The 24,432-nt window shown below is 71.0% G+C and carries 19 protein-coding genes; 7 read left to right on the top strand and 12 right to left on the bottom strand.

Annotated elements, in window-relative coordinates; all coding sequences use genetic code 11:
* Window positions 1-12: 12 nt before the first annotated feature.
* Window positions 13-420 (top strand): GNAT family N-acetyltransferase, encoded by a 408-nt coding sequence (locus BH708_RS16955; RefSeq protein ID WP_076810173.1) that lies wholly within the window; start codon window positions 13-15, stop codon window positions 418-420.
* On the opposite strand, the gene BH708_RS16960 is transcribed toward BH708_RS16955, so the two are convergent.
* The 4 genes from BH708_RS16960 to BH708_RS16975 are packed head-to-tail and all read right to left on the bottom strand — an operon-like array spanning window position 366 to window position 4,886.
* A complete protein-coding gene (locus BH708_RS16960; protein ID WP_076810174.1) occupies window positions 366-1,652 on the bottom strand; it encodes a sulfatase-like hydrolase/transferase in 1,287 nt (428 codons plus the stop codon). The genes BH708_RS16955 and BH708_RS16960 overlap by 55 nt on opposite strands.
* Window positions 1,652-2,578 carry a carbohydrate ABC transporter permease gene (locus tag BH708_RS16965; protein WP_253705373.1) on the bottom strand — a complete coding sequence of 309 codons (927 nt, stop codon included), beginning with the start codon at window positions 2,576-2,578 and terminating at the stop codon, window positions 1,652-1,654. Before BH708_RS16965 ends, BH708_RS16960 begins: the two co-directional genes overlap by 1 nt.
* A 1-nt stretch (window position 2,579) precedes the next feature.
* Entirely contained in the window at window positions 2,580-3,494 is a 915-nt protein-coding gene (locus BH708_RS16970) for a carbohydrate ABC transporter permease (RefSeq protein WP_076810175.1), read from the bottom strand.
* A gap of 36 nt (window positions 3,495-3,530) precedes the next feature.
* On the bottom strand, window positions 3,531-4,886 hold the full coding sequence (locus tag BH708_RS16975; RefSeq protein ID WP_076810176.1) for an extracellular solute-binding protein: 1,356 nt from the start codon (window positions 4,884-4,886) through the stop codon (window positions 3,531-3,533).
* A 345-nt stretch (window positions 4,887-5,231) separates the two neighbouring features.
* Here BH708_RS16975 and BH708_RS16980 point away from each other — a divergent pair, with 345 nt between their 5' ends.
* A complete protein-coding gene (locus BH708_RS16980) occupies window positions 5,232-5,990 on the top strand; it encodes an SDR family oxidoreductase (protein ID WP_076810177.1) in 759 nt (252 codons plus the stop codon).
* Window positions 5,991-6,018: 28 nt separating this feature from the next.
* Here BH708_RS16980 and BH708_RS16985 read toward each other — a convergent pair whose 3' ends face one another.
* From BH708_RS16985 to BH708_RS16995, 3 genes are read right to left on the bottom strand one after another with little or no spacing between them, the layout of a single operon-like run.
* The gene (locus BH708_RS16985) at window positions 6,019-6,858 is read right to left on the bottom strand and encodes a carbohydrate ABC transporter permease (protein WP_076810178.1); all 840 of its coding nucleotides are present in this window, start codon (window positions 6,856-6,858) and stop codon (window positions 6,019-6,021) included.
* On the bottom strand, window positions 6,855-7,805 hold the full coding sequence (locus BH708_RS16990) for a carbohydrate ABC transporter permease (RefSeq protein WP_253705374.1): 951 nt from the start codon (window positions 7,803-7,805) through the stop codon (window positions 6,855-6,857). Before BH708_RS16990 ends, BH708_RS16985 begins: the two co-directional genes overlap by 4 nt.
* Window positions 7,802-9,199 carry a sugar ABC transporter substrate-binding protein gene (locus tag BH708_RS16995; RefSeq protein WP_083713747.1) on the bottom strand — a complete coding sequence of 466 codons (1,398 nt, stop codon included), beginning with the start codon at window positions 9,197-9,199 and terminating at the stop codon, window positions 7,802-7,804. The genes BH708_RS16990 and BH708_RS16995 overlap by 4 nt, the downstream gene beginning before the upstream one ends.
* A 247-nt stretch (window positions 9,200-9,446) precedes the next feature.
* Between BH708_RS16995 and BH708_RS17000 the strand changes: the two genes are divergently transcribed.
* The 5 genes from BH708_RS17000 to BH708_RS17020 all read left to right on the top strand — a co-directional run bounded on the left by BH708_RS17000 (window position 9,447) and on the right by BH708_RS17020 (window position 15,003).
* A complete protein-coding gene (locus BH708_RS17000) occupies window positions 9,447-10,571 on the top strand; it encodes a glycoside hydrolase family 172 protein (protein WP_076810179.1) in 1,125 nt (374 codons plus the stop codon).
* Window positions 10,572-10,603: 32 nt separating this feature from the next.
* Entirely contained in the window at window positions 10,604-12,259 is a 1,656-nt protein-coding gene (locus tag BH708_RS17005; RefSeq protein ID WP_076810180.1) for a fucose isomerase, read from the top strand.
* Window positions 12,260-12,294: 35 nt separating this feature from the next.
* Complete coding sequence (locus BH708_RS17010) at window positions 12,295-13,290, top strand: LacI family DNA-binding transcriptional regulator (protein ID WP_076810181.1); 996 nt, start codon at window positions 12,295-12,297, stop codon at window positions 13,288-13,290.
* Between the two features lie 70 nt (window positions 13,291-13,360).
* On the top strand, window positions 13,361-14,245 hold the full coding sequence (locus BH708_RS17015; RefSeq protein WP_076810182.1) for an aldo/keto reductase: 885 nt from the start codon (window positions 13,361-13,363) through the stop codon (window positions 14,243-14,245).
* Window positions 14,246-14,505: 260 nt separating this feature from the next.
* Window positions 14,506-15,003: an FBP domain-containing protein gene (locus tag BH708_RS17020; RefSeq protein WP_076810183.1), complete on the top strand. Its 498-nt coding sequence runs from the start codon at window positions 14,506-14,508 to the stop codon at window positions 15,001-15,003.
* A 29-nt stretch (window positions 15,004-15,032) separates the two neighbouring features.
* Here the strand turns inward: BH708_RS17020 and BH708_RS17025 are convergent, their stop codons facing one another.
* The 5 genes from BH708_RS17025 to glsA form a co-directional block, all read right to left on the bottom strand.
* Entirely contained in the window at window positions 15,033-15,701 is a 669-nt protein-coding gene (locus tag BH708_RS17025; protein WP_083713749.1) for a nucleoside/nucleotide kinase family protein, read from the bottom strand.
* Window positions 15,685-18,942: an exodeoxyribonuclease V subunit beta gene (locus tag BH708_RS17030; protein WP_076810184.1), complete on the bottom strand. Its 3,258-nt coding sequence runs from the start codon at window positions 18,940-18,942 to the stop codon at window positions 15,685-15,687. The genes BH708_RS17025 and BH708_RS17030 overlap by 17 nt, the downstream gene beginning before the upstream one ends.
* On the bottom strand, window positions 18,939-21,638 hold the full coding sequence (locus BH708_RS17035; protein ID WP_076810185.1) for a PD-(D/E)XK nuclease family protein: 2,700 nt from the start codon (window positions 21,636-21,638) through the stop codon (window positions 18,939-18,941). The genes BH708_RS17030 and BH708_RS17035 overlap by 4 nt, the downstream gene beginning before the upstream one ends.
* 112 nt (window positions 21,639-21,750) lie before the next feature.
* The gene (locus BH708_RS17040) at window positions 21,751-23,370 is read right to left on the bottom strand and encodes an MFS transporter (protein WP_253705375.1); all 1,620 of its coding nucleotides are present in this window, start codon (window positions 23,368-23,370) and stop codon (window positions 21,751-21,753) included.
* Window positions 23,363-24,379 carry a glutaminase A gene (gene glsA, locus BH708_RS17045; protein WP_076810186.1) on the bottom strand — a complete coding sequence of 339 codons (1,017 nt, stop codon included), beginning with the start codon at window positions 24,377-24,379 and terminating at the stop codon, window positions 23,363-23,365. The genes BH708_RS17040 and glsA overlap by 8 nt, the downstream gene beginning before the upstream one ends.
* Window positions 24,380-24,432 lie beyond the last annotated feature (53 nt).

Here is a 24,432-nt window from a genome sequence, read left to right on the forward strand (position 1 = left end):
ACACTGACTCGCATGGAACCCGCGCACCTGCCCTCCTACGCCTGGCGGGAGGAGATCACCGACGACGAGGTGTCCGCGTTGCACGCCGCCGCCTTCGACCGCGAGGAGACGGCCGAGGACTGGACCGCACGGCTGCAGCGGCATTCGCTGGGCTGGGGGACGGCACGCCGGGACGGTGAGCTGATCGGCTTCTGCAACGTGGTCACCGACGGCGGCCGCCACGCCTTCCTCGTCGACACCGTCGTCCACCCCGAGCATCAGGGCGGCGGCATCGGGCGCGAGCTGGTCATCCGGGCCATCGAGGAGTGCCGATCCGGCCCCGTCGAGTGGCTGCACGTCGACTTCGAGGCCGACGTCGGGCCCTTCTACTTGGCCACCGGGCTGTTCCGCCCCACCGCGGCGGGGCTCATGCGGGTCTGAGCTCGGGCGATCGCCTCGTCCTTCTGCGACCGGATCTCGTCATCGAAGTCCGCGGCGAGGGCCAGCAGCCGCTCCATGACGTCCGGGAACAGCGTCTGCACGTCGTAGCTCTCCTGCGGGTCGCGGGAGAGGTCGAACAACTGGGGCAGCTCCCGGCGGTCCCGGCCGATGCGCTGCAGATGCAGCTTCCAGCGGCCGTCGCGCACCGCATGCAGGTCCCAGTGCGAGCAGAAGAACAGCGGGGGCCGCGGCGGGGCCTCGGCCCCGAGCAGCACGGCCGTGCGATCGATGCCGTCGATCGGGCGGTCCGCGGGCATCGTCGCACCGGTCAGCGCCGCATACGTCACCGGCAGGTCCAGCAGGCTGACCACGTCCTCGGACCGGGCCCCGGCGGGGACGATCCCGGGCCAGCGCACGATCAGCGGCGCCCGGACGCCTCCCTCGTAGCAGTCGATCTTGCGGCCGCGCAGTCCCGCGGTGCTGCCCTCGAACCACGGGCCGTTGTCACTGGTGATGACCACCAGGGTGGATTCCCGCAGCCCGAGGCCGTCGAGATGGTCCAGGAGCCGGCCGATGTGGTGGTCCACGCACTCGACGGTATCGCCGTAGGTGCCGGCCTCGGACACCCCGCGGAAGGGAGCTTCCACGTGCAGGGGGATATGGGGGAACGTGTGCGCCAGGTGCACGAAGAAGGGCGCGTCCCCCTGCCGGGAGATGAAGTCCATGGCGCGGTCGGTGTACTGCTTGGTCAGCAGGGTCTGATCGACCTCGCCCGCGACCGGGTCCTCCCCGTCGACCAGATACAGCGGATCCATGTCGTTGCTGTAGGGGAGACCGAAGAACTCCTCGAAGCCGTGCCGCAGCGGATTGTGCTCCGGTCCGTCGCCCAGGTGCCACTTGCCGAAGGCCGCGCACCGGTATCCGACGTCCCCGAGCACGTCCGCGATCGTCCGCTCGAAGGAGCTGAGCCCCTCGGTCTCCTCGGGGAACACCACGCGGTGCAGTCCCACCCGCTGGGCGTAGCGGCCCGTCAGCAGCGCCGCCCGTGACGGCGTGCAGGTGGGGGCGGCGGAATAGGCCTGCTCGATCAGGAGCCCCTCGGCCGCTGCGGCGTCCATCCGCGGGGTGGCGATCAGCGGAGAGCCGGTGCAGCCCAGGTCCCCGCAGCCCAGATCATCCATCACGATCTGCACGATGTTGGGGCGTCCGCCGGTCGGGAGGGTCCCGGGCATCACTTCAACCCCGCCATCTTGATGTTCGCGATGATCTGGCGCTGGAAGATGAGGAACAGGATGATGATCGGCAGCGCTGCGCAGGCGGAGCCGGCCATCAGCAGCCCCAGCTCCGAGGCGCGCTCGCCGCGGAATGCCGCCAGGTACTGCTGGACCTGGTAGAGATCCGGGCTGGTGATCGTCATGACCGGCCACACGAAGTTGTTCCAGTAGGCCATGAAGCTCGTGATGCCCACGACCACGAAGGGAGCCTTCGACAGCGGCAGGAAGATCCTCAGGTAGACGCCCCAGCGCCCGCAGCCGTCCATCACGGCGGCCTCTTCCAGGCTGGAGGGGATGTTCAGGTAGAACTGGCGCACGAAGAAGATGTGCGCCGCCGCGGCCATGCCCGGAATGATCAGCACCGCCAGGGTGTCGAGCATGTGCAGATCGGTGACCACGATGAAGCTGGTCAGCAGGATGGTCATGCCCGGGATGAACATCGTCATCAGCACTGCGGGCCACACGAAGCGCTTGCCGGCGAACTCCAGCCGGGCGAAGGCGTAGGCCGCCATCGAGTTCACGGCGATCGACCCGGCGGTGAAGACGACCGCGCCGGCGCCGGTGATCGCCAGGGTCCGCAGGAACGCCGCGTCGCCGAGGATCTGGACGTAGTTCTGCCACTCCCAGACCTCGGGGAAGAACTGGAACGGGGTGGAGACCACCTCGGTGCGGATCTTGAACCCGGAGATGATCATCCAGGCCAGCGGGAACAGAGCCAGCGTCACGATGACCAGGGAGAAGAAGGCCTTCATCGCGAAGGTCAGGATCCATCGCGGCTGCAGCATCCGTCGCCGACGCGCGGCTCTGCGGTCGGCGGGGGCCAGGGTCGTCGGGGCGGCGGGGGCGGCGGGGGCGGCCGACGGGGACCGGGTCGGGGCGGCCATCTCAATCCACCAGCTTCTCGGAGTTGACGATGCGGAAGATGATCGAGGAGATCGTGCCCAGCACCACGAACAGCAGCAGGGCGGCGGCGATCGAATAGCCGACGTACGCGTCGCCCCGGAAATGGTTGAAGATGAAGAGGTTCGGCAGCTCCGTGGCGCCGTTGGGACCGCCGCCGGTCATCACCAGCGGCAGCTCGAACTGTTGGATGGAGCCGACGAACCCGGTCACCAGCAGGAACAGCAGGACGTTCTTCATCTGCGGGATCGTGATGAACCGGGCGGTCTGCCACCAGTTCGCGCCCTCGAGCTGTGCCGCCTCGTAGAGGGAGTCGGGGATGTCGAGCATCGCGGCGATCATGATCAGGGTCGAGATGCCCAGCCCCAGCCACACCGCCGGCACCGCGACCGCCGCGAGAGCCCAGCGCGGATCACCCAGCCAGGCCTGGTTCGGGGCCCCGACGACGTTGACCAGGGCGTTCAGCAGCCCGCCGGAGTAGTCGTAGATGATCACGAAGGTGATCGAGGCGATCACCCCGGAGATCACCGAGGGGATGTAGATGCTGACCTTCAGCACCGTGGAGACGCGCCGCGAGACGGACGTGGCCAGCGAGGCGACGAGGAAGGAGAGGACCATGCTCACCGGCACCGTCATCAGCACGAACTGCAGCCCGCGCAGCACGGCCTCCCAGAACGTGTTGTCCACGAGCACGTCGTGGAAGTTCTTCCAGCCCACGAACTCGGACTCGGTGTAGAAGCTCCAGTCGAAGAAGCTCAGGTAGACCGCCTGGATCGCGGGCCAGATGACGAAGATGCCCAGCAGCACCAGCACCGGTGCCAGCATGATGTAGGCCATCGAGGTGTCCTGGCGGCGGCTGGGGTGCATTCTCCTGCGGGTCGACGGTGGACTGATCGCCATGGTTCTCCCCTCCTCGTTCTCCCTCCTCGCGGCGGCTCAGGCGTCCATCTCGGCGCGGATCTCGGCCAAGCCCTCGCGGTCGATGACCTTCTGGATCTCCTTCTGCGCTGTCCCGAGCGCTTCGGCGGGGGAGGCCTCGCCGAGCATCCCCGCCTGGAGGGCGTCGCCCATCGCCAGGTTGATGTCCCAGGGGTACTGCGCCTCCGGGATGCAGTGGGGGACGATGTCCTCGAACACGACGTCGGACCACGGGGCGTCCTCGGCGGCGGGATCGGCGTTCACGACCTCGGTGACCTCGTCGCGCGCCGGTGCCTTGGTGAACTGGGTGTCCACGAAGAAGGGCTTCAGCACCTCGGGATCCCCGCCCAGCGCCCACTCGATGAAGCTCGCCGTGGCCTCGGGCTCCTTGGCCTTCGCGTCGACCACCCACTTCATGTTGCCGATGGTGGAGATCGAATGCGTGAGGTCCCCGTCGCTCTGCACCCACGGGGCCACCCCTGTCGCGGACACCACGTCGGGATAATCGGCGGCCAGCTCAGACATGGCCCACGAGCCCTGCGACTGCATCGCCACCTTCTTCTCGCCGAACGCCTGTGCGGAGTTGCCCTCGCCCAGCGGCTGACGCGGGATCCAGCCCTCGCCCTGCAGCGTCTTGTAGAAGCCGATGAGCTCCTCGTACTTCGCATCCTCCGCGTCCGCCGTGGACCAGTCCTCGGAGATCGGCAGGTGGCCGGCCACGTGCAGCTGCGCGGCGACGGTGGTCCAGCCGAAGGTCCCCGAGTCCACGGCGGTGTTCAGGGGGAACTCGCCGTTGCCCATCACGGGGGCGAGCGCCTCGCAGGCGTCGTACATCTCGTCCCACGAGGTCGGCGGCGTCTCGGGGTCCAGGCCCGCCTGCTCGAACAGGTCCTTGTTCCAGTACAGCGTCATCTGCGGCTCGACCAGCAGGGGGAACGCGTAGAACTGCCCCTGGTACTGGGAGACCTCCTTCGCCGCATCCGTGATTCCCGCCAGGACATCGGCCGCGAAGAGATCGTCCAGCGGCATCAGCAGCCCGGTGCGGGCAGCGGTGTCGAGGCGGCCGGGCTGGATGTAGAGGTCCGGGGCCGTCCCGGCGGCTTGTGCGGCCTTGAGCTTCTGGTCCCAGGCGTCCCCGGGGACCACCTGGTAGTTGATGTACACGTCGTCCTGGGCGGCGTTGAAATCCTTGACGATCTTCTCGTACCAGGCGTTCTCCGGCGTCGTGAACACGTTTCCCCAGAACTCGACCTGGGTGCGGCCCTTCGCGGCCGGGTCGTCGGCCTGCTGGCCGGGGGTGCCGCTGCCGCAGGCGGCGAGGCCGGCGGCGGTCGCGGAGGCTCCTGCTGCGCAGAGGAGGGTGCGTCGCTTCATGATGCTGCTCCTGGGATCGGTCGTGCCGGACTGAGAACGTGCGGGTCAGTTCACTGTGCGCGAGCAAGTGGGCGTCGGCACCCACTCGCGGTCGCGGGGGTCGGGATCGGTCCCCGCCGGCGACGTCGCCGACGAGGGTGCTGAGGGGGAACGGTCGATCGCCGACACGAAGACGTCCTCGTCCGTGCCGGTAATCGATTACGCGCAAAGGTAGCCCGGGGGTGCCGGGCTGTCAACGCTCTCAGCACCCGGACGAGGTCACGATCCGGTGTGGGAGACGGCGAGGGCGAGCAGGTCTACGGTGGCCGGGAGCGGGCGCGCCGAGCGCCCAGGAGGCGAGGAACCATGGGAGACGGGACCAGAGCACTGGCGGTCCTCGGCGCGACGGGGACGCTGGGGCGCTCCGTGGTCGCGGCGGCACGACGTGACGGGCACGAGGGCCGCGAGGTCGCCCGCTCCCGCGGCGTCGACGTGATGACCGGACAGGGGCTCGCGGCAGCGCTGGAGGGCGCGGACGCGATCATCGAGTGCCTCAAGCCCCCGCAGCTGGACGACACCGCCGGGCCGTGGTTCGAGGGCGCGGCGCGGACCCTGGGGGAGCATGCCGTCGCCGCGGGCGTGCCTCGCACCGTGGCGATCTCCATCGTCGGGATCGACCACATGCAGGACTACGGCTTCTACCGCGCCCAGCGCGTCCACGAGCAGGCCGTGCGCGCCCACTGCCCGGGCCCGGTGCTGGTGCGCGCCACCCAGTTCCACGACTTCGTCGGCTCGCAGCTGCGCCCGGCGGGCGACCACGTCGAGGTGATGGAGGTGCCCTCCCAGAGCGTGGACACCCGGGCCGTCGCCGAGCTGCTGCTCGCCCAGGCGCTCGCCGCGGACCCCGCGCCGCTGGTCCAGATCGCGGGTCCCCGCCCGGAGAACACCCTGGACCAGGCGCGCCGACTGCTCGCCGCGCGCGGGGACGACATCGAGGTCGTCGGCGTCCCGGCCAGCGATTCCATGCGCGCCGGAGGGATGCTGCCGGGCCCGGAGGCGATCCTCGCGGGACCGACCTACGACCAGTGGCTCGCCGAGGTCGAGGGTCCCGGTCGGGGCCGCTGACCGGCCGGGATCGTCAGCCTGGAGCGCCCTACTTGAACCCCGCGGACTTGATCGACTCCACGATCTGGCGTTGGAAGAAGAAGAAGATCAGCAGCGTCGGCATCGCCGCGACGGTGGCCGCCGCGAGCACGTAGTTCCAGTCCGCGGCGTACTGCTGCTGGAACGTGGCGATGCCCAGCTGGACCACCCGAAGATCCGGGTTCGAGGTGATCGTCAGCGGCCAGACGAAGGAGTTCCAGTTCGTCAGGAAGAAGAACACCGTCAAGGCCGAGAGGATCGGTCGGCTCAGCGGCAGGATGATGCTGCGGTAGATCCGCCAGTAGCTCGCACCGTCCATCAGCGCCGCCTCCTCGAGCTCGGCCGGCAGCGAGACGTAGAACTGTCGCAGCAGGAAGATGCCGAAGGCGTTGAAGATCGCCGGGATGATCAGCCCCGCGTAGGAGTCGACCATGCCCAGGGTGCGCACGACCACGAAGGTGGGGATCAGGATCACCGGCAGGCTCACCAGCATGGTCGAGAAGATCAGCAGGAAGATCGTCTCTCGCCCGGGGAACCGCAGCCGGGCCAGGGCGTAGGCGGCCATCGAGTGGAACCACAGCGCCAGCACCGTGACCGCCGCGGAGACCACGAAGCTGTTGGCCATGTAGCGCAGGAACGGCACCTGCGTGAACACGTAGATGAAGTTCTCCAGCGTCGGATCCGAGGGGAGGATCGCGGAGCCGTTCACCTCGGAGGCGGGCTTGAAGGCGCCGGTGATCATCCACACCAGGGGGAAGATCGTCGCCAGCGCCAGGACGATGCCGAGCACCATCAGCGCGATCTTCTGCGGGCTCCAGCGGGTGCGTCGAGATGTGTGCGGCGTCGTCATTCGAATCGGCCTCCCTTGGTCAGGGCGAACATCGCCAAGGACCAGGCGAGCATCGCGACGACCAGCACGGAGCCGACGGCGGCGGCGTACCCGAGCTCGCCGAACAGGAACGCCTGCTCGTAGATGTAGAAGATCAGCAGGGACGTGGCACCGGCGGGGCCGCCGCCGGTGAGCACGAAGATCAGGTCCAGCCCGCCGGTCATCACCGCGACGGTCGCGGTGACCAGCACGAAGAAGCTCGTCGGCCGCAGCAGCGGCAGCGTGATCCGTACCAGGCGCTGCCAGGCGCTCGCACCGTCGATGCGGGCCGCCTCGTAGTACTCGCCGGGGATGTCCTGCAGGCCGGCCAGGAAGATGATCATGTAGTAGCCCATCTGGAACCAGACGGTCACCAGGATCACCGTGGCCAGCGCGAGGGACGGCTCGCCCAGCGGGGAGATGTTCTCGAAGCCGAACAGACCGAGCACCCGGCTGAGGACGCCGACGCGATCTGCCAGCATGAACTGCCAGACCATCGCCACCACCACCAGGCTGACCACGTAGGGGACGAACAGCGCGGAGCGGATCAGCCCGATGAAGGGGAGCTTCTGCTGCACCAGCAGCGCCAGGCCCAGACCGATCACGAAGATCAGCGGGACCACCGCCACCAGGTAGATCAGCGTGATGCGCACGCTGGACCAGAACTGCGGATCCCCGGCCATGCGCACGTAGTTGTCGATGCCGATGAAGTCGAAGGAGCCGAATCCGTCGACCCGGAAGAAGCCCAGGACGATCGCGAGCACCATCGGCACGGCGACGAAGACCAGCAGCCCCACGGTGTCCGGCAGCAGGAACCAGAAGGCCGCGCGCCGCTCCCGGCGCGCCCGGGTGATGCCGACGGAGGCGGGCCGCGAGGAGCCGCCGCCGCTGGCCGTGCCCGCGGTGCGGGCGAGTTCGATGCCTTTCACAGCAGCGGCCCTCCTTCATAGGTCTCCAGGTAGCTCTCGAGGGCCCCCTGGGCGATCTCGGCCTGCTCCGCGGCGTCCGCGCCACCGAGCATCGTGGCCTGGATCGCGTTGGAGACCGCCTTGTAGATGACGGGCGGGAAGCGCGGCTCGGCCCGCCCGGTGGGCAGGATCTCGTCGCGGAACTGCTGGAGGATGGGGTTCTCGAAGGCGCCGTCGTTCCCGATCGCCTCGGTGACCGAGGCGCGGGCGGCGATGTTCCCCTTGGCGACCCCGTTCCACTCGACGCCGGCGTCGATCGACTCCTGGCTCATCGAGCCCATCACCTCGACCGTGAACCGGGCGGCGGCCTCGGGATCTCGGCCGCGGGCGTTGACGCACCACGCCCAGCCGCCCAGGCAGGTCACCGAGTCGGCGCCGGAGGGGGCCGGCAGGGTGAACACGCCGTATTCGTAGTCCGGCGCGTTCTGGGTCAGGGCAGCCACGTCGAAGATCCCGCCCTGCCACATGGCGGCGTAACCGCCGGTCATGGCGCTGACGATGTCGCCGTTGGCGGGGCGTGTGCGGGGTGCGGCCCCGGTGCGGATGGCGTCCTGGAACAGCTGCAGGGCCTGGACCGCACCGTCGCTGTCGAAGACGGGGCGCTGGCTGGCAGCGTCGATGACGTCCGCGCCGGTCTGCCACAGCCAGGGATAGAAAGTGAAGTTCTGGTAGTACCCGGGCAGGGTCTCCAGCACCAGCCCGGCGCGCTCGCCCCCGGTCATCGTCTGCCCGAGCTCGAGCATCTGCTCCCAGGTGGTGGGCAGGTCCGCCTCGGACAGGCCCTGCTCCTCGAAGGCGGCGACGTCGTAGAAGATCGCCAGCGGCTCCTGCTCCATCGGCAGTCCGTAGATGCGGTCGTCGACCGTGCGGGTGGCCAGCGCCTGGGGGTAGAAGTCCTCGATCGCCTCCTGCTCCATGTACGGCGTGAGGTCCTCCAGGACCCCTCCGTTGTAGTAGCGCAGGAAGTCGCCGGGGGAGATGAGGAAGATGTCCGGGCCCGCCCCGGAGGCGAAGGCGGTGATCAGCCGGGTGTTGGTGGGATCGGTGTAGCCGGGGATGTAGACCGGCGCGATGGAATGGCCGCCCGCCTCCTCCCAGCTCTTGATCCTGGACAGGAACCACTCGCTCTGCGCCTGCAGGTTCGGGTCCTGCTGCGCGACCGGGGCGTAGAACTGCCAGAACTGCATCGGGTCGGAGCTGCCCGCGCCGCCCGACGAGCAGGCGGCGAGGGCGGAGGCGGCGCCGACGCCGCCGAGGGTCGCGCCGCCGGCCCGCAGCAGGTCTCGTCTGCGTGGTCCGCCTGGACTGGCAGGTCCGCCTGGTCCGGGGGATCCGCTGAAGGGGTGGGTTCTCATGCTCACTTCCCGCGACGTCGAGGGCAGATGTCAGTAATCGATTTATCAGAACGGTACGAGGGCCGGGTGAGCGTCGTCAACCATTCGTCGCCATCCGACGCTCCCGGCGGCGTCACCATCCTCGAGAAGCGGCGCAAGTTCCCACGTCGGACGCGGATCTTCGCACGCATTGACGGCCCACCCCTGATTCCGTAAGGTGCCAGTAAACGTTTCCTGATCATCGTCGATCCACCCCAGGGGGTACCTCGTGACGTCTCCTGCCCGCTCTCTCGCCGCCCTGCGCGCCGTCCAGACCCGCTCGATCAGCCCCGAGAACGTCGACGGCTCCGTCGGCGGCGGCGGACGCGCCACCGAGGGCACCGGCGCGGAGGCCGCCCGCGATCTCGGTCAGGGCTGGAAGGTCTCGCCCAGCGTGGACGTGAAGGCCGGGGAGACCTTCACCCTCGCCGACATCGACTCCGCCGGCGTGATCACCCACCTCTGGATCACCACCCACACCGACCACTGGCGCCAGCTCGTGGTGCGCGCCTACTGGGACGGGGCCGAGGAGCCCGCGGTCGAGGTGCCCTACGGCGACTTCTTCGCCAGCGGTTGGGGCGTCTTCGCGCAGGTCGATTCGCAGATGATCGCCGCGAATCCGCACGGCGGCTTCAACTCCTACTGGCCGATGCCGTTCCGGGAGGGCGCCCGCCTCACCCTCGAGAACACCTCGGACACCGACGCCCGCGTCTACTACCAGGTGACCTACGAGCTCGGCGGCGACCACCACGAGGACGCCTACTTCCACGCCCAGTGGCGCCGTTCGAACCCGCTGCCGGAAGCCACCGAGCACGTCCTGCTCGAGGGCATCGAGGGCCAGGGGCAGTACGTCGGCACCTATATCGCCTGGGGCGTCAACTCCAACGGCTGGTGGGGCGAGGGCGAGATCAAGTTCTACCTGGACGACGACGACCCCGACGGCGGGTTCCCCACGATCGCCGGCACCGGCACCGAGGACTACTTCGGCGGCGCCTGGAACTTCGACGTCCCCGGCGAGGGCTACACCGCCTTCTCCACCCCCTACCTCGGGATGCCGCAGGTGATCCGGCCCGACGGGCTCTACGTCGCCCAGCAGCGCTTCGGGATGTACCGCTGGCACGTGGCCGACCCGATCCACTTCTCCACCGGCCTGCCGCGCGTGGACATCCAGGCACTGGGCTGGAAGAGCGCCGGACGCTACCTGCCCCTGCGCGATGACATCGCCTCGACCGCGATCTTCTACCTCGACCGGCCCGCCACCACCCGGCCCGCGGCGCCGACCTTCGACGCCATGGAGATCCATCTCGGCACCGGCCCCGGCCCCCACAGCCCCGTCGGCCCCGCCCGCCGCTGAGCCCCGCCCTCCGCCACCACCAGGGAGTACCCATGACCACCACCGCCCCGTACCAGATGCCCACGGTCCGCCAGGCCGCGCCGGCCCCGGCGAAGACCGTCTACCTCATCCCCAGCGGCGACCTCCGCGAGAGCGCCAACGTCCCCGCCTGGCCCTTCCAGCAGGAGCTCGAACGGATCGTCGCGGACGCCGTCGACGCCACCGGGTGGCAGGTCCGGCGCGGCTTCGAGCCCGATCAGGAGCTCGGCCACGGCTTCATCCGCTCCCAGCGCATGGGCATGGAGGTCTTCCGGCACATCCCGGCCGAGGCGCCGCTGATCGTGGCGACCGCCAACTGGCAGTACAGCCACCACGTCCTGGCGGGGCTGCGCACCCACCGCGGCCCGATCCTGACGGTGGCGAACTTCGCCCCCGAATGGCCCGGTCTGGTGGGGCTGCTGAACCTCAACGGCGGGCTGACGAAGATGGACCGGGAGTACTCGACCCTGTGGACGGTCGACGGCAGCGACGACTTCTTCCGGGACGGGATCGCCACCTGGGTCGAGACCGGCGCGATCACGCACGACGACTCCCACGTCCGGCCGCTGCCGCACCTGCCCGGCACCGCCGAGGTCGAGCTCGGCCGCGCGCTCGCCGACCAGCTCCTGACCGACAAGGCCATCATCGGGGTCTTCGACGAGGGCTGCATGGGCATGTACAACGCCATCATCGACGACGAGATGCTCAACCCGCTGGGGATCTACAAGGAGCGCCTGAGCCAGTCCGCCCTGTGGGCCGAGATGCAGACCGTCACCGACGAGGAGGCCGAGGCGATCGGCGCCTGGCTGAAGGACGCGGGCATGACCTTCCGCCTCGGCACCGACGAGGCCACCGAACTCACCGAGTCCCAGCTGCGCAGCCAGTACGCGATGTACATCGCCGCGCTGCGCCTCAGCGACGACTTCGGCCTCGACGCCGTCGGCGTCCAGTACCAGCAGGGACTCAAGGACGTCACCGCCGCCTCCGACCTCGTCGAGGGCCTGCTGAACAACGTCCAGCGCCCGCCGGTGACCAGCCGGGACGGCTCCCGAGTGCTGTGGGAGGGCAAGGCCCTGCCGAACTTCAACGAGGTCGATGAGGGCGTCGCGGTCGACGCCCTGGTCACCAACCGGATCTGGACCGCCATGGGCATGGATCCCGCCACCACGCTGCACGACGTGCGCTGGGGCGAGGAGTTCGACGGGCAGTACGTGTGGGTCTACGAGATCTCCGGCTCCGTCCCGCCCAGCCACTTCGTCCGCGGGTACGCCGACGCCGAGGGCTGGCGGCAGGGCCCGGAGTTCTTCCCGGCCGGCGGCTCCACCATCAACGGCGTCTCCAAGCCCGGCGAGATCGTCTGGTCGCGCGTCTACGTCGAAGGCGGCGGCCTGCACGTGGACATCGGCCGGGGCAGCGTCGTGGAGCTCCCGGACGAGGAGGTCGCCCGGCGCAAGCAGTCCACCAACCCCGAGTGGCCGATCGCCAACGTCGTGCTGCACGGGGTGAGCCGTGACCAGTTCATGGGCCGGCACAAGGCCAACCACGCCCAGCTCGTCTACGCTGACGACGCGGGGGCGGCCGACCGGGCGCTGACGGCCAAGGCCGCGCTGTTCCACCGCCTCGGCGTGACCGTGCACCTGTGCGGCGACGCCGTGATCGTCGAAGACTGAGCGCGCTGGAACGAGCTGGAGCGAGGAGAGAGCCCATGGTGTCGCCGAGACCCACGATCATGGACGTGGCGCGCACCGCGGGGGTCTCCTCGGCGACGGTCTCCCGCGTCATCAACGGCGCGTCGACCGTCGACAAGCAGCTGTCACGGCGGGTGCGGGCCGCCGTGCGGTCCACGGGGTACGTCCCCAACGCGATGGGCCGCTCCCTGCGGCGGGGCGGGACCTCCCAGGTCGCGGTGGTCGCGCCCGACGCGGAGAACCCGTACTTCACGCAGATCATCGGCGAGGTCGAGCGGATCGCCCGCCGGGACCACTACTCGGTGACCGTCGCCCACACGGAGGACGACCTCGACATCGAGCGGGACTGCTTCGCCCAGCTGGTGGGTCGCCATGTCTCCGGCGTGCTGCTGGTCCCGGTCCACAGCATCCACACGGACCTGTCCCTGCTCACCGAGGCCGGCATCCCCGTGGTGCTCGTGGACCGCTGGATCGAGGGGGCCGCCACGGACCTGGTCGCCACGGACAACCTCGACGCGGGACGGCAGGCCGCCCAGCACCTGCACGAGCGCGGGTTCCACGCGCCGGCGGTGCTCGCCGGGCCCGCGGAGCTGCGCACCACCGAGGACCGCGTCCGCGGGTATCTCGGCGCATGGCGGGAGGCCGGGGTGAGCATCGAGGACTCGGCGATCCTCCGCGGTGACCTGCACGTGGAATCCGGCAGGGCGATGATGCGGCGGATCCTGGATGCGGGGAAGGCGGACTGCGTCTACGTCACCAACAACCGTATGTCCGCCGGCGCCTTCGAGGCGATGCGCGGGGTCGCGGACGCGCCCGCGCTGCTGGCCACCGACGACGACCTGTGGACCCGCCTGGTCACGCCCTCGGTCTCCGTGGTCCACCAGCCGGTGCGGGCCACCAGCCGCGCCGCCGCCCGCATGCTCGGCCAGCGCATGGCGAATCCCGACGAGGAACCCTCCACCACGCTGCTGCGCTCACGGATCATCGAACGGGAGTCCACGGCGCCGCGGTGAGCGGGAGCGGATGTCCCGATGCCGGACCCCTCGTGACCCGGACGGTCGCCCCGGCATAGGGTCTCCTGTCATGACTGCACCCACCCGCCGCATCGGCTCCCTGATCGTCTCCGCCCTCGGCCTCGGTGCCATGCCGCTGTCGCAGGGGCGCGGGGAGCCCGCCCCGCACGAGCGGTCGATGGCCACGATCCACGCCGCCCTCGACGCCGGCGTCACCTTCCTCGACACCGCCGACATCTACGCGCCCACCTGGGACACCATGGGTCACAACGAACAGCTCGTCGCCGAGGCCGTGCGCACCTGGGAAGGGGGCCGCTCCGGTGTCGTGATCGCCTCCAAGGGCGGCATCACCCGCACTGCGGAGGGCGGCGGCCGCGACGGGTCCACCGCCTACCTGCGCTCGGCGCTGGAGAAGTCGCTGCGGGAGCTGGGCACCGACGTCATCGACCTGTACTACTGGCACCGTCCGGACCGCAGCATCCGCTACGCCGAGGGCGTCGAGGCGCTCGCCGCCTTCCAGCAGGAAGGTCTGATCCGCGAGGTCGGCATCTCCAACGCCAACGTCGAGGAGATCGACGTGGCCCGGGACGTGCTGGGCGAGGGCGGTCTCGCGGCGGTCCAGAACGAGTTCTCGCCGACGTTCTTCCACACCAGCCTGCGCGAGCTGCGCCACTGCGCCGAGCACGACATCGCCTTCGTCCCCTGGTCGCCGTTGGGCGGCACCGGCGGCGGGGCGAGCGCCGTGGGGGAGAGGTTCCCCCAGATCCAGCGCATCGCCGACTCCCACGGGGTCAGCCCGCAGCTTGTCGTCCTCGCCTGGGAGCTGTCGCTCGACGAGCGCGTCGTGCCGATCCCCGGCGCCAGCCGCCCCGAGTCGATCGTCGACTCCGCCGGGGCCATGGCCCTCGATCTCGGCCGCGAGGACCTCGAGCAGCTGAACCAGATCATCGCCTGAGGGCACCTCGCTCCGTCCTCGGTGTCCCATATCGCCTTGCGGGCCGTTCCGGGACGGGCGTAGCGTGAGCGCGTCCATGACGGGAGAGGAGATCAGCATGCTCGCGACGCATGCAGGAAATGGGGCGGCCGACCCGGCCTGCTCGGCGTGACCCCGGCGTGCCTGCACGCCGTCACGACTGATTACCGAACTCTCCCGCGCGCTCACCCCCCCCCGCCCTGAGCGGGGCGACGCAGCGCGCCCGTCGTGAGGACACCCCCATGAGACCCCTGACCGACCACCAGATCCGCACGTCCTTCATCAACGCCAGCAAGGGCGACGCGAAGCGCGCCCAGCTGCCCGACCTCGCCGCCGTGGCGTGGGAGGAGATCGACTATCTCGGGTGGCAGGACGCCCGCAAGCCGCTGCTGCACTACGTCGCCCTCGAGGTCGACGACGAGCTCGTCTGCCTGCTGCTGCGCGGCACCGGCGCGGCACCGCCGCGGAAGATGATGTGCGCCTGGTGCGAGGACGTCATCGACGGCCTCCACGCAGCGTCCTTCGCCGCCCCGCGCGGCGGCGCCGAGGGCCGACGCGGCAACACGATCGGCACGTCGCTGTGCGCCGACTTCCGCTGCTCGAAGAACGTGCGCCGGGCGCCGACGGCGTTCGAGATGCAGACGGAGGACGAGGCGCTGCTCGCGTACCACCGCCAGGAGCGGATCGACGGTCTGCGCGAGCGGTCCACCGGTTTCGCCCGCGCCGTGATGGCCGGCTGACGAGGCCCGCGCTGTTCCGACCCCGCGCCTCAGCCCAGCCGCACCACCGCATCGGCCCGGGAGCGGGTGGCGGCGACCAGGCGGGCATTGGCCTCGTCCGGTCCCAGCGCCCACTCCCGGGCGGCCCGCGGCGACTTGCCGAAGTGCTCGTGGCGGGCGATGAGGCGCTCGTGGCGCAGCTCCTCGGGGACCTCGACGAACCAGCGGGCATCGAGCATCGTCGGCACCTGGCCGAAGGCGTCGCCGGACAGCAGGTAGTTGCCCTCGGTGATCACCAGCGGCACCTCGCCGGTCACCTCGATCGCGCCGGCGAGGGGCTGTTCGAGGTCGCGCTCGAACATCGGTGCCCATACCGGCGGATCGGGCGCCCGGGCGGTGCGGAGCCGCTGCAGCAGGGCCACGTACCCGGCCGCGTCGAAGGTGTCCGGAGCGCCCTTGCGGTGTCGGCGGCCCAGCCGATCCAGCGCCACGTCGGCCAGGTGGAAGCCGTCCATCGGCACCACCACGCAGGAACCGGTCGGCAGTCGCTCGGCCAGCAGCTCGGTCAGCGTGGATTTGCCGGCCCCGGGCGCGCCGGCGATCCCGAGCAGGCGGCGCGCCCCGGAGCGCAGTGCCGCATCGAGCAGCACCCGCGCGGCGTCGACGGCCCCCTCGGCACTGAGCAGCGGGACGGCGGCGCCGTCAGCGGGCGTGCTCATGCAGCGTCACCTCGAGCACCTCGCCGCGCAACGGCAGGTGGATCAGGATCCGGTCCGGCCGTGACCCGGCGGCGGCCAGGGCGCGGGAGTAGGTGGACATCTGCCCCAGGTACCTCTCCCGCACCGTCGTCACCGGTTCGTCGCCGGGATAGGACTTGTGGTCCACCAGCACCACCGAGCCGTCCGGCAGGCGCAGCAGGGTGTCGATCCACCCCTCCATGACCTGCGCGTCCTCGTTCCACCAGGTGACCGGCTGTTCGGTGAGCTGCTCGGCGCCGGGGAACTCGGCGGCGAGGAAGGCGCTCCAGGCCTCGCCCGCCTCCCGCAGCACTCCGGGGTCCACCGCACGGGCCACCGCCCACCGCTCGACCAGCCGGGAGGCGGCGGCCTCCTGCTGCGGGAGATCCAACTGCTCCAGCGGCAGCGCGAGATAGGCGTGCACGGCCTCGCCGACCCGCTTCCATCGCGGTCCGCCGTCCGGAACCAGGCGCCGGCCGATCGGCCGCGGCTCCCCGACGGTGCCGAGCGACTCCGCGGAGACCGCCGCCGAGGCCTGGAAACGGGCGGCGGCGCGCTCGGCATCCACCCCCGTCGGCCGCACCGGGACATCGGTCACCGCCAGCGGATCGGTCACGGCCGGAAGCCGTGTCGGCGCCTCCTCCAGCAGGTCGTCGACGTTGGTCCGGGTGACCCTCGCAGGCAGCGGCTCCGCCGTTCCGTCCACGCTGATCTCGTCCTGGGACCATGCCAGCAACGACGCGGCCGGCTCCTCCTCGGCGGGGCCCTCGATCAAGGCGTCGAGCACGGTCGCCGGCCCCGGGACGGCCAGCACCCCGGTGGTCGCCGCGCGGGTGAGCGCGACGTAGTACAGGCGCCCGGCCTCCTCGGCCTCGCCCCGGGCACGGCGGGTGGCGAAGTCCGAGCGGGCCAACCGTGCGCCGATCTCCTCGGGCACCGGCATCTGCGGCCAGAACACGAGGCTGCGACCGGCCAGCGGCGCGGTGACGTCCACCCGCTCCGGAGAGCGCACCAGCACGCCCCAGGTCTTGTCGTACTCCCTGGCCCTGGCGGTCAGGTAGGTGACCACGTGGTCCCACTCCAGGCCCTTCGCCCCGTGGACGGTCCCCACCCACACGGCATCGGGGAGCCCGGACAGGTCCGGGCCCTCCTCCCAGGCGTCCAGCTCCGCGCGCAGACCGGTCAGCGTGACCGGGGAGCCCTCGGCGCGCCGCCGCTGCGTGGTCTCGCGGGCGAGGGAGCGCAGCGCATCGAGCGACCGCCGACGCGACCCCTGGTCGCTCCAGCGCTTGATGCGCTGCGGCAGGTCCAGGGCGTCGATCAGGGCGCTGATCATCTCCTCGGGGGTGAAGGCGATGCAGGCCCGTCGCACCTCGCGCAGCCCCGCCAGCACGTCGTCCTCCCACCAGGCGGCGAACACCTGCGTGCGCGACGCGTGATCCGGTGCCGCCATCAGCTGCGCGAACCAGGTCTCGTGCGCGCCGTGGTCCTCGAGCAGGGTCACCAGCTCCGTCAGCGCCAGGGTGTCGGTGCCGTCCAGGGACACCGCGAGCGCCGCCCGCACGATCTGGGCCTCCCGCGAGGCCAGCAGCGCATGCGCCGCCCCGGCCGTCGGCACGCCGCGCGCCTGCAGAGCAGCGACGATCTGCTGGCGCTGGGTGTTCGTCCTCACCAGCACGGCGGTCCCGCCCGGCGTGAACGCCCCCTCCTCGATCCGGGCGCGGATCTGCTCCGCGATCATCGCGGCGTGCTTCTCAGCCGAGACCGCGCGACGATCGTGCTTGGTCGCCTCCCACACCTCGAGCGCCCCGCCGGCGGCCTGCGCGGCGCGCTGCGGGGGGATCGACAGTGTGATCCGCTCCGTGCCCTCGCCGTGCGGGGCGAAGACCCGGGTGAAGATCGCGTTGGACAGCTCGACCAGGCGCTCGGCGGAGCGCCAGGAGTGGGAGAGGTTCTCGACGTCGCCCCGGCCGAAGACGGTGTCGCCGCGTTCGAGCGCGGCGATGATGTCCTGCATCAGCCGGGGGTCCGCGTCGCGGAACCCGTAGATCGCCTGCTTCGGGTCGCCCACCCAGATCTTGTCCTCGATCAGCCCGGAGAGCTCGAGGAACAGCGCCAGCTGCACCGGGGAGGTGTCCTGGAACTCGTCGACGGCGAGCAGGCGGAAGCGGGAGGCGACCGAGGCGCGCACCCGCGGCGAGTCCTGCAGCAGGTGCAGCGCCCGCACCTCCTGGTCGATGAAGTCGATCAGGCCCAGGTCCCGCTTGTAGGTCTCGTACGAGTCCAGCGAGTCGGCGGCGGTCTCCAGGATCAGGGCGAGCAGGTCCCGCAGATCCTGCTGCCAGGTGATGGTGGCGGGCAGGTCCGCGGCGATCTCCTCCGACAGCGGCGCGAGCGCCTTCTTCGCCGCCGCGCCGAAGCCGCCCTTCGCGATCCGCAGCCAGGTCGACCAGGGCGCGCGGTCATGGTCGGCGAGGGTCCGCCGCAACCGGCGCAGGCTCTCCAGATCATTCGTGGTCTTGTTCAGACTCGTCGATCTGATGGGCCCGCCCGGGACCGGTTCCCCGTCGGCCGTCCGCGATGCCTCCAGGTCGCCGGCGAGGTCCTCGAGGCGCTGGTCCAGCAGGTGCAGCCAGCGCGGTCGCCGGTCCTCGGTCGGTTCCGGCAGCTCCGCGGTGCGCCGGTACTCCTCCCAGGACGCGGCGACCGACGCCCTGAGCTCGTCGGCACCGAGGAGATTGGTCCGCGCGGCATCGGCGACGTCCTTCACCCGAGCCCGCCAGGCCTGCTTGGGGCGGAAACCGGTGTCGTTCTCGTCCCCGTCGTGCTCGGTGCGTGCGAGCAGATCCGCCCAGCGCACCCCGGCGGCCGCGGCGGAGCGAGCGATCGCGGCGCCGAACGCCGCCTTCTGGGGAGCGGCGTCGAGCACCTCGACCGTGGGGGAGATCCCGGCGTCCAGCGCGTAGTCGGTGACCAGTCGGCCGGCCACCGAGTTCACGGTCCCGATGACGGCGGAGTCGATGCCGCGCGCCTCGGTGACCTGCGCCCGATCCAGCAGCGTGGAGCGGATCCGGCCGGTGAGCTCCTCGGCCGCCTTGACCGTGAAGGTGGTCGCGATGATCTGGGCGGGGTCGAGGCCCGCCTCGATCCGCTCGGCGAGCTTGCGGGTCACGGTGTACGTCTTGCCGGATCCGGCGGACGCGTTGATCAGGGTGAACGTCATGACGCATCGCCTCTCATCCCGCATAGCAGGGCGAACTCGCAGACGTCGCAGCGGGCGTCGACGACCAGAGCGCCCTCGGCGCGGGCCCTCGCGCGCGCCGCCTCGTAGGTCTTCTTCGCGTCGCGGCGGGGGGTGCTGAGGTCCTGGCCGGCGTCGAGCAGGATCTGCCCGCTGCGCGCATCGACCCGCCCCTCGCCGATCGCGTCCAGCGCATCGGTCATCCCGCGTCTCCCGCGCGACCAGAGGTCGGCGACGTCCAGGGTGGGGCGACCGTGCGGGTCCAGCGCCGGGTTCGCGGCGACGAACTCCCCCTGGGAGAGCAGGTAGTACCCCACGTCGGCGTGGTCCCCGTGCAGCGACCAGGCGTAGGAGGCCAGCTGCAGCGCCTCGCCGGTGTCGAACAGGTCGGGGTACTTCGTCGCGGCGTAGGTCCATTTCAGGTCGATCACCGTGGGCTCGCCGGCGGCGTCCTCGGCGAGCACGTCGCGGTAGCCCGTGAACGGCACGGTGACGTCGCCGCGGCGGAGGCGGAGGGTCAGGGGCTCTGCGAACTCCGACTCGACAGAGGTGATCACGAGCCCGGCGGCGCCGAGCCGGTCGAAGAACTCGACCAGGGAGCGTACGGTCTGCTCGCGCATGGTGGCCAGCTCGACCTCGCGGCCGGGCAGCTGCAGCTCGGAGGCGAGGCGCGGCACCTGCGCCGTGATCTCCTCCCGGATCCGCTCCCCGGACGGAGGCCCGCTGCGACCCTCGGACTCCGCGGTGTCGACCAGCTCCTCGACCACGGCGTGCACGAGGCTGCCGATCATCCGGTTGCCGGTGGGGACGGTCGCGACCGAGGCCGCCCGGATCTGGAGTCCGTTGCGGTACGTCCACTTCTGCCGGCAGCCCAGCAGGTCCTCGGTCTGGGAATAGGACAGCGAGCGCGGCACCAGGTGCGGGGCGGGGTCGACCTGCCGGGTGAGGTCCTCGGGCGGGCGGGGGATTCGTGCCGGGGTGGGCCGACGCAGCGGCCGACGGGACCCGGCGAGCTCGAATCGTCCGTCGACCAGCGTCTGCTCGGGGGAGAGGGTGAGCTGGGCGAGCACGCCGGCGACTCCTTCCCCGGGGGCAGCGCGTTCGGCGGCCAGGTGCGCCAGCAGGGCGTTCGGCGCGGTGGCCTTCTGCGCCCGACGGCGTGTGCGCACCACGATGATCCGCTCCGCGCCGCGCAGGCCGCGCAGTCCGGCGTCGGTGGTCAGGGCCGCGAGGCGGGCGGGCTCGAGAAGATGCGCGCCGAGCGCGGTGAGCGCCTCGGTCTCGACGGCGTCCCAGACCACGCCGGCGTGGGAGTCCTCGCGGTCTGCGCCCCACCACAGCACGTCGCCGCCGCGGGGCAGCAGCTGGGCAGGGCGGCTGCAGGTGCGCCAGGCGGTCGTCGCCTCGGGCCGGGCGAAGGGCGAGGGGGCCCGTCCGCCCGAGGCCTCGACGATCTGCGACAGCTCGCGCGGGGACAGGGCCCGGTCCTCGTCCATGGTCTCCAGCACGTCGAGGAGGACCTGCAGATGTGCGGCGGCCCGGGTCAGTCCGGGATCGCCCTGGCCGAGGGCGCGCAGCCGCACCCCCAGCGGCTCGACAGCGGCGCGGAGCCGGGACGGGGTCAGCGCGGCGGGCGGGATCGGGGCGGTGACCAGATCGGACAGCGTCCGGGCGAACGCCGATCCGCCCTCGGAGACCTTCTCGTCGTCCTCGAGCGCCGCCAGGGCTCGCCGCCAGGCGGGACCGCCGACCCCGGGCTCGTCGGCGAGGGCATCCAGCAGCCGCGTGCGCACCCGCGCCGGCACCAGGCCGACGTGGTCGCGCCCGTCCTCGGGCGCGTCCATCACCCGCAGGTCGAGGAAGGAGGCCAACTGCTGCACGTCCACCGGGCCCACCGTGATCGACAGGAACAGCGGCAGGATCTGCAGGGCGGTGCGGTCGGCGGCCGCCTCGGCGACGCCGAGGGCCGGCAGCCCGCGCCGGTGCAGCTCCTGATCGAGGATCACGGTGTCCGTGCCGGCGAGCACCTGCAGCGGTGCTCCCTCCCGTCCGGCGAGCACACGGGCGGCGGTCTCGGCGGCGGTCCATTCGTCCTCCGCCTCGATCACCGTCAGCTCCGGCCGGCCGGAGGCGGTGGGGATGAGCCGCTCGATGCGGACCCCGGCGTCCTCGAGCAGCGTCAGCAGGCGCGGCCACAGCCCGGGCAGGTGGCCGGGGTCCTCGTGGCACTGCAGCACCTCGATGCCGAGCGGCCAGGAGACGTCGTCGGCCAGCAGGTCGACGATCTCGCGCAGGTCGTCGGCCGCTCCGGGCGCCGGGGCCGCGACGGTGCGCTGCTCATCGATCGCGCACAGGGCGTCGATCCGCTCGGGCAGCGCCGCGTCCCTCCGCCACCGCGCCCCCGCCGCGACCGCGGCGTCACGCCAGCCCAGCAGGGTGGTCGCGGTGGACCACGGGTCGGCCTCGAAAGAGTCCCGCGCCCACGGATGGTCCGCGGCGGCGACAGCACGGGAGTACTGCGCGATGCGCACCGCGGGGTCCACCGACGGTCGGGTCAGGGCGAGCCGCGTCTGCAGCAGCTGGACCAGCGCGCGCGGACCCATCCGCACCCGACCGGTCGCGCCGGCGCCGTCGGCCCAGGCGGTCCCGTCCAGCGACCAGCCGAACTCGATCTGCATCCCGGCTCCTCCCTCACCTGTCCCTCACCTGCGTGCACGTCACGGACCACAGTAGGGGAGGGGGCCGACGGTTCGGGGACGGTCCGGACGGCTCAGCGCGGCTCAGCGCGGCTCAGCTGTCCTCGGGGTCGGGGATCTCGCCGGGGACGTACTTCGGCAGCCGCGAGGCCGGCAGCGCCGCGACCGCGCTGATCCCGGCGAGGATCAGGAAGCCCGTCTTCAGGGTGCGCAGGCGCTGCTCCTCGTTCAGCGCCACGGCGGCCTCGACCTGCTCCTCCGTGGCGGTGGTGGCGCTGAGGACCTCGTCCAGCTCGTCGTTGCTGACGAAGTTCACCTGGTCGAGGTCCACCTGGGCGACCAGCTCGTCGGGAAGCTCCGGGTGCTCCACGACGGCGCGGCCGACGCCCGCCCCGAGCACCATCACCAGCACCGCGCCCATCACCGCGGTGCCGACGGCCGACGCCAGGTTCTGGGTGGTGCCGCGGATCGAGCCGACATCGCCCGCGAGGTGCTTCGGAGCCGCCGTGACCAGCACGTTGAACACCAGGGTGACCAGGGAGCCCTGTCCGATGCCGAACACGATCAGACCGAGGATCGTCGGCAGCGTCTCCCAGTTGTTGGTCACCACGGCCGAGAGCCACACCAGCGCCACCGTGGTCAGCGCGAAGGAGAACAGCGCGATCGTCCGGGGCGCGAACCGCGGGTAGAACCGGATGATCAGCGTCGCGGTGACGAACACGGTGAGGTTGAACGGCAGCATCGCCAGCGAGGTGTCCAGCGGGGTGCGGCCCTGGACCACCTGGATGTAGATCGGCACCGTGAAGTTCACGGCCGCCTCCATGGAGACGATGATGAACATCGCGTACACCGCCGAGCGCTCCCGGCCGCTGCCCAGCACGCTGAGGTCCACCAGCGGTACCTTCCCCAGCCGCATCCGGCGGCGGGTCCACACGAAGAACAGCTGCCCGAGCACGAGCCCCAGCACCACCAGCACCGGCGCCGGGGAGAGGCCCAGCACCGAGAACGGGGCGCCGTCCTGCGCCCGCAGGGGGCCCCAGCCGTTGAGGTTGTTGAACCCCAGGGTCAGACAGACGACCGCGGCGCCGATCAGCACCGAGGCGACCAGGTCGATGCGGACCGAGGAGTCCCCCTTGTCGGAGCGCAGGCTGAAGCTGAGCACGAACACCGCGATCGCCAGCGCCAGAGTGATGAGGAAGATCGGTCGCCAGCCGACGAAGGTGCCCAGGGTGCCGCCGATCAGGAAGGCGCTCATGCCGGAGAAGGCACGGGCCGAGCCCAGGGAGCCGACGGCGGTGGCCTGCTGCGCCCCGCGGTAGTTCTCCGCGATGAGCGCGACGAGGGAGGGCACGATGATCGCGGCGGCCGCTCCGGCGAGCAGCTGGCCGACGATCACCCAGGCCACGGTGGGCGAGAGGATCATCGCCAGCGACGAGGCGGCGAAGACGACCAGGACGGCGCGGAAGATGAGCGCCCAGCCGATGCGCTGGCCGAGCTTCGCGCCGGTCATCACCAGGGCGGCCACCGCGAGGCCGTAGACGACGATCGTGGAGCTGGCGACCGTCGGCGGCACCGAGAAGTCCTCGACCATCCCGCCCAGGGAGATGGGCAGCGCCGCGACGTTGAACGACATCAGCACTTGGGCCAGGAAGAGGCCGATCATCGGAGTCCAGGAGGATCGGGCGGTCTGGGCGGTCTGGGCGGGCTCACTCATGCTCGGCGTCCTTCGTGGGGTGGGGGCGGGAGGCGAAGAGGTTCAGCCCGAGCGCGCGGGAGAGGTGGGCGCAGGCGCGCTGGCCGCGCACGCTGTTCCCGGCCCGGTCCAGAGGAGGGGAGAAGGCGCCGAGCGCCCCCTTGCCGGGGGCGATCGCGACGATGCCGCCGGAGACCCCGGACTTGGCGGGCAGCCCGATCTCGAACAGCCATTCCCCGGACAGTTCGTACATGCCGCAGGCGGCGAGGACCGACAGGGTGTCGCGGCAGACCTCTGGGGAGACGACCCGCTCCCCGGTCACGGGGTTGATGCCCCCGTCGGCGAGGGTGGCACCCATGACGGCGAGGTCGTCGGCCGTCACCAGCAGCGAGCACTGGCGCGTGTAGAGGTCGACCATCTCCGCAGGACCTTTGTGCAGACGGTCGTAGGAGGTCAGCAGGTCCGCGATCCCCTGATTGCGGTGGTTTGAGGCGGATTCGGATTCCAGCACCCGCGTGTCGAGCTCGAGGGAGCGCCCCGCGAACCGGCTGAGCCCCTCGTGCAGCGTCCACCACTGCTCCTCGGCGGTGTCACCCGGCACCAGCGCCGTGGTGGCGATGGCCCCGGCGTTGACCATCGGATTCATGGGACTGCCGTCGTTCAGCTCGAGGGCGATGACGGAGTTGAACGGGAGTCCGGTGTTGTTCACCCCGACGATTCGGTGGACCTCCTCGTGCCCGATCGCCTCGCACACCAGCGCGAGGGCGAAGGCCTTGGAGATCGACTGGATCGTGAAGGCGGCGGCGGTGTCCCCGGCCCGATGCACGGTGCCGTCGACCTCGGTCAGGGCCAGGCCGAACACGGCAGGATCGGCCTCGGCCAGGGCGGGGATGTAGTCGGCGACCAGTCCATCGCCGACTCCGGCGCTGCGTGCGTAGGCCTCCTGGAGCACCTCGGTGACCCGCGACTCGGCAGGAAGCGCGCCGGTCAGCGCCTGTTGAGGAACGCCCTGGACATCGGATTCGAACACTCTGGAACGTTACCTGGATCATCGTGATCGCACCAGGTCCCGGGAATCCGGCC

This window comes from Brachybacterium sp. P6-10-X1, assembly GCF_001969445.1.
Lineage (GTDB): Bacteria > Actinomycetota > Actinomycetes > Actinomycetales > Dermabacteraceae > Brachybacterium.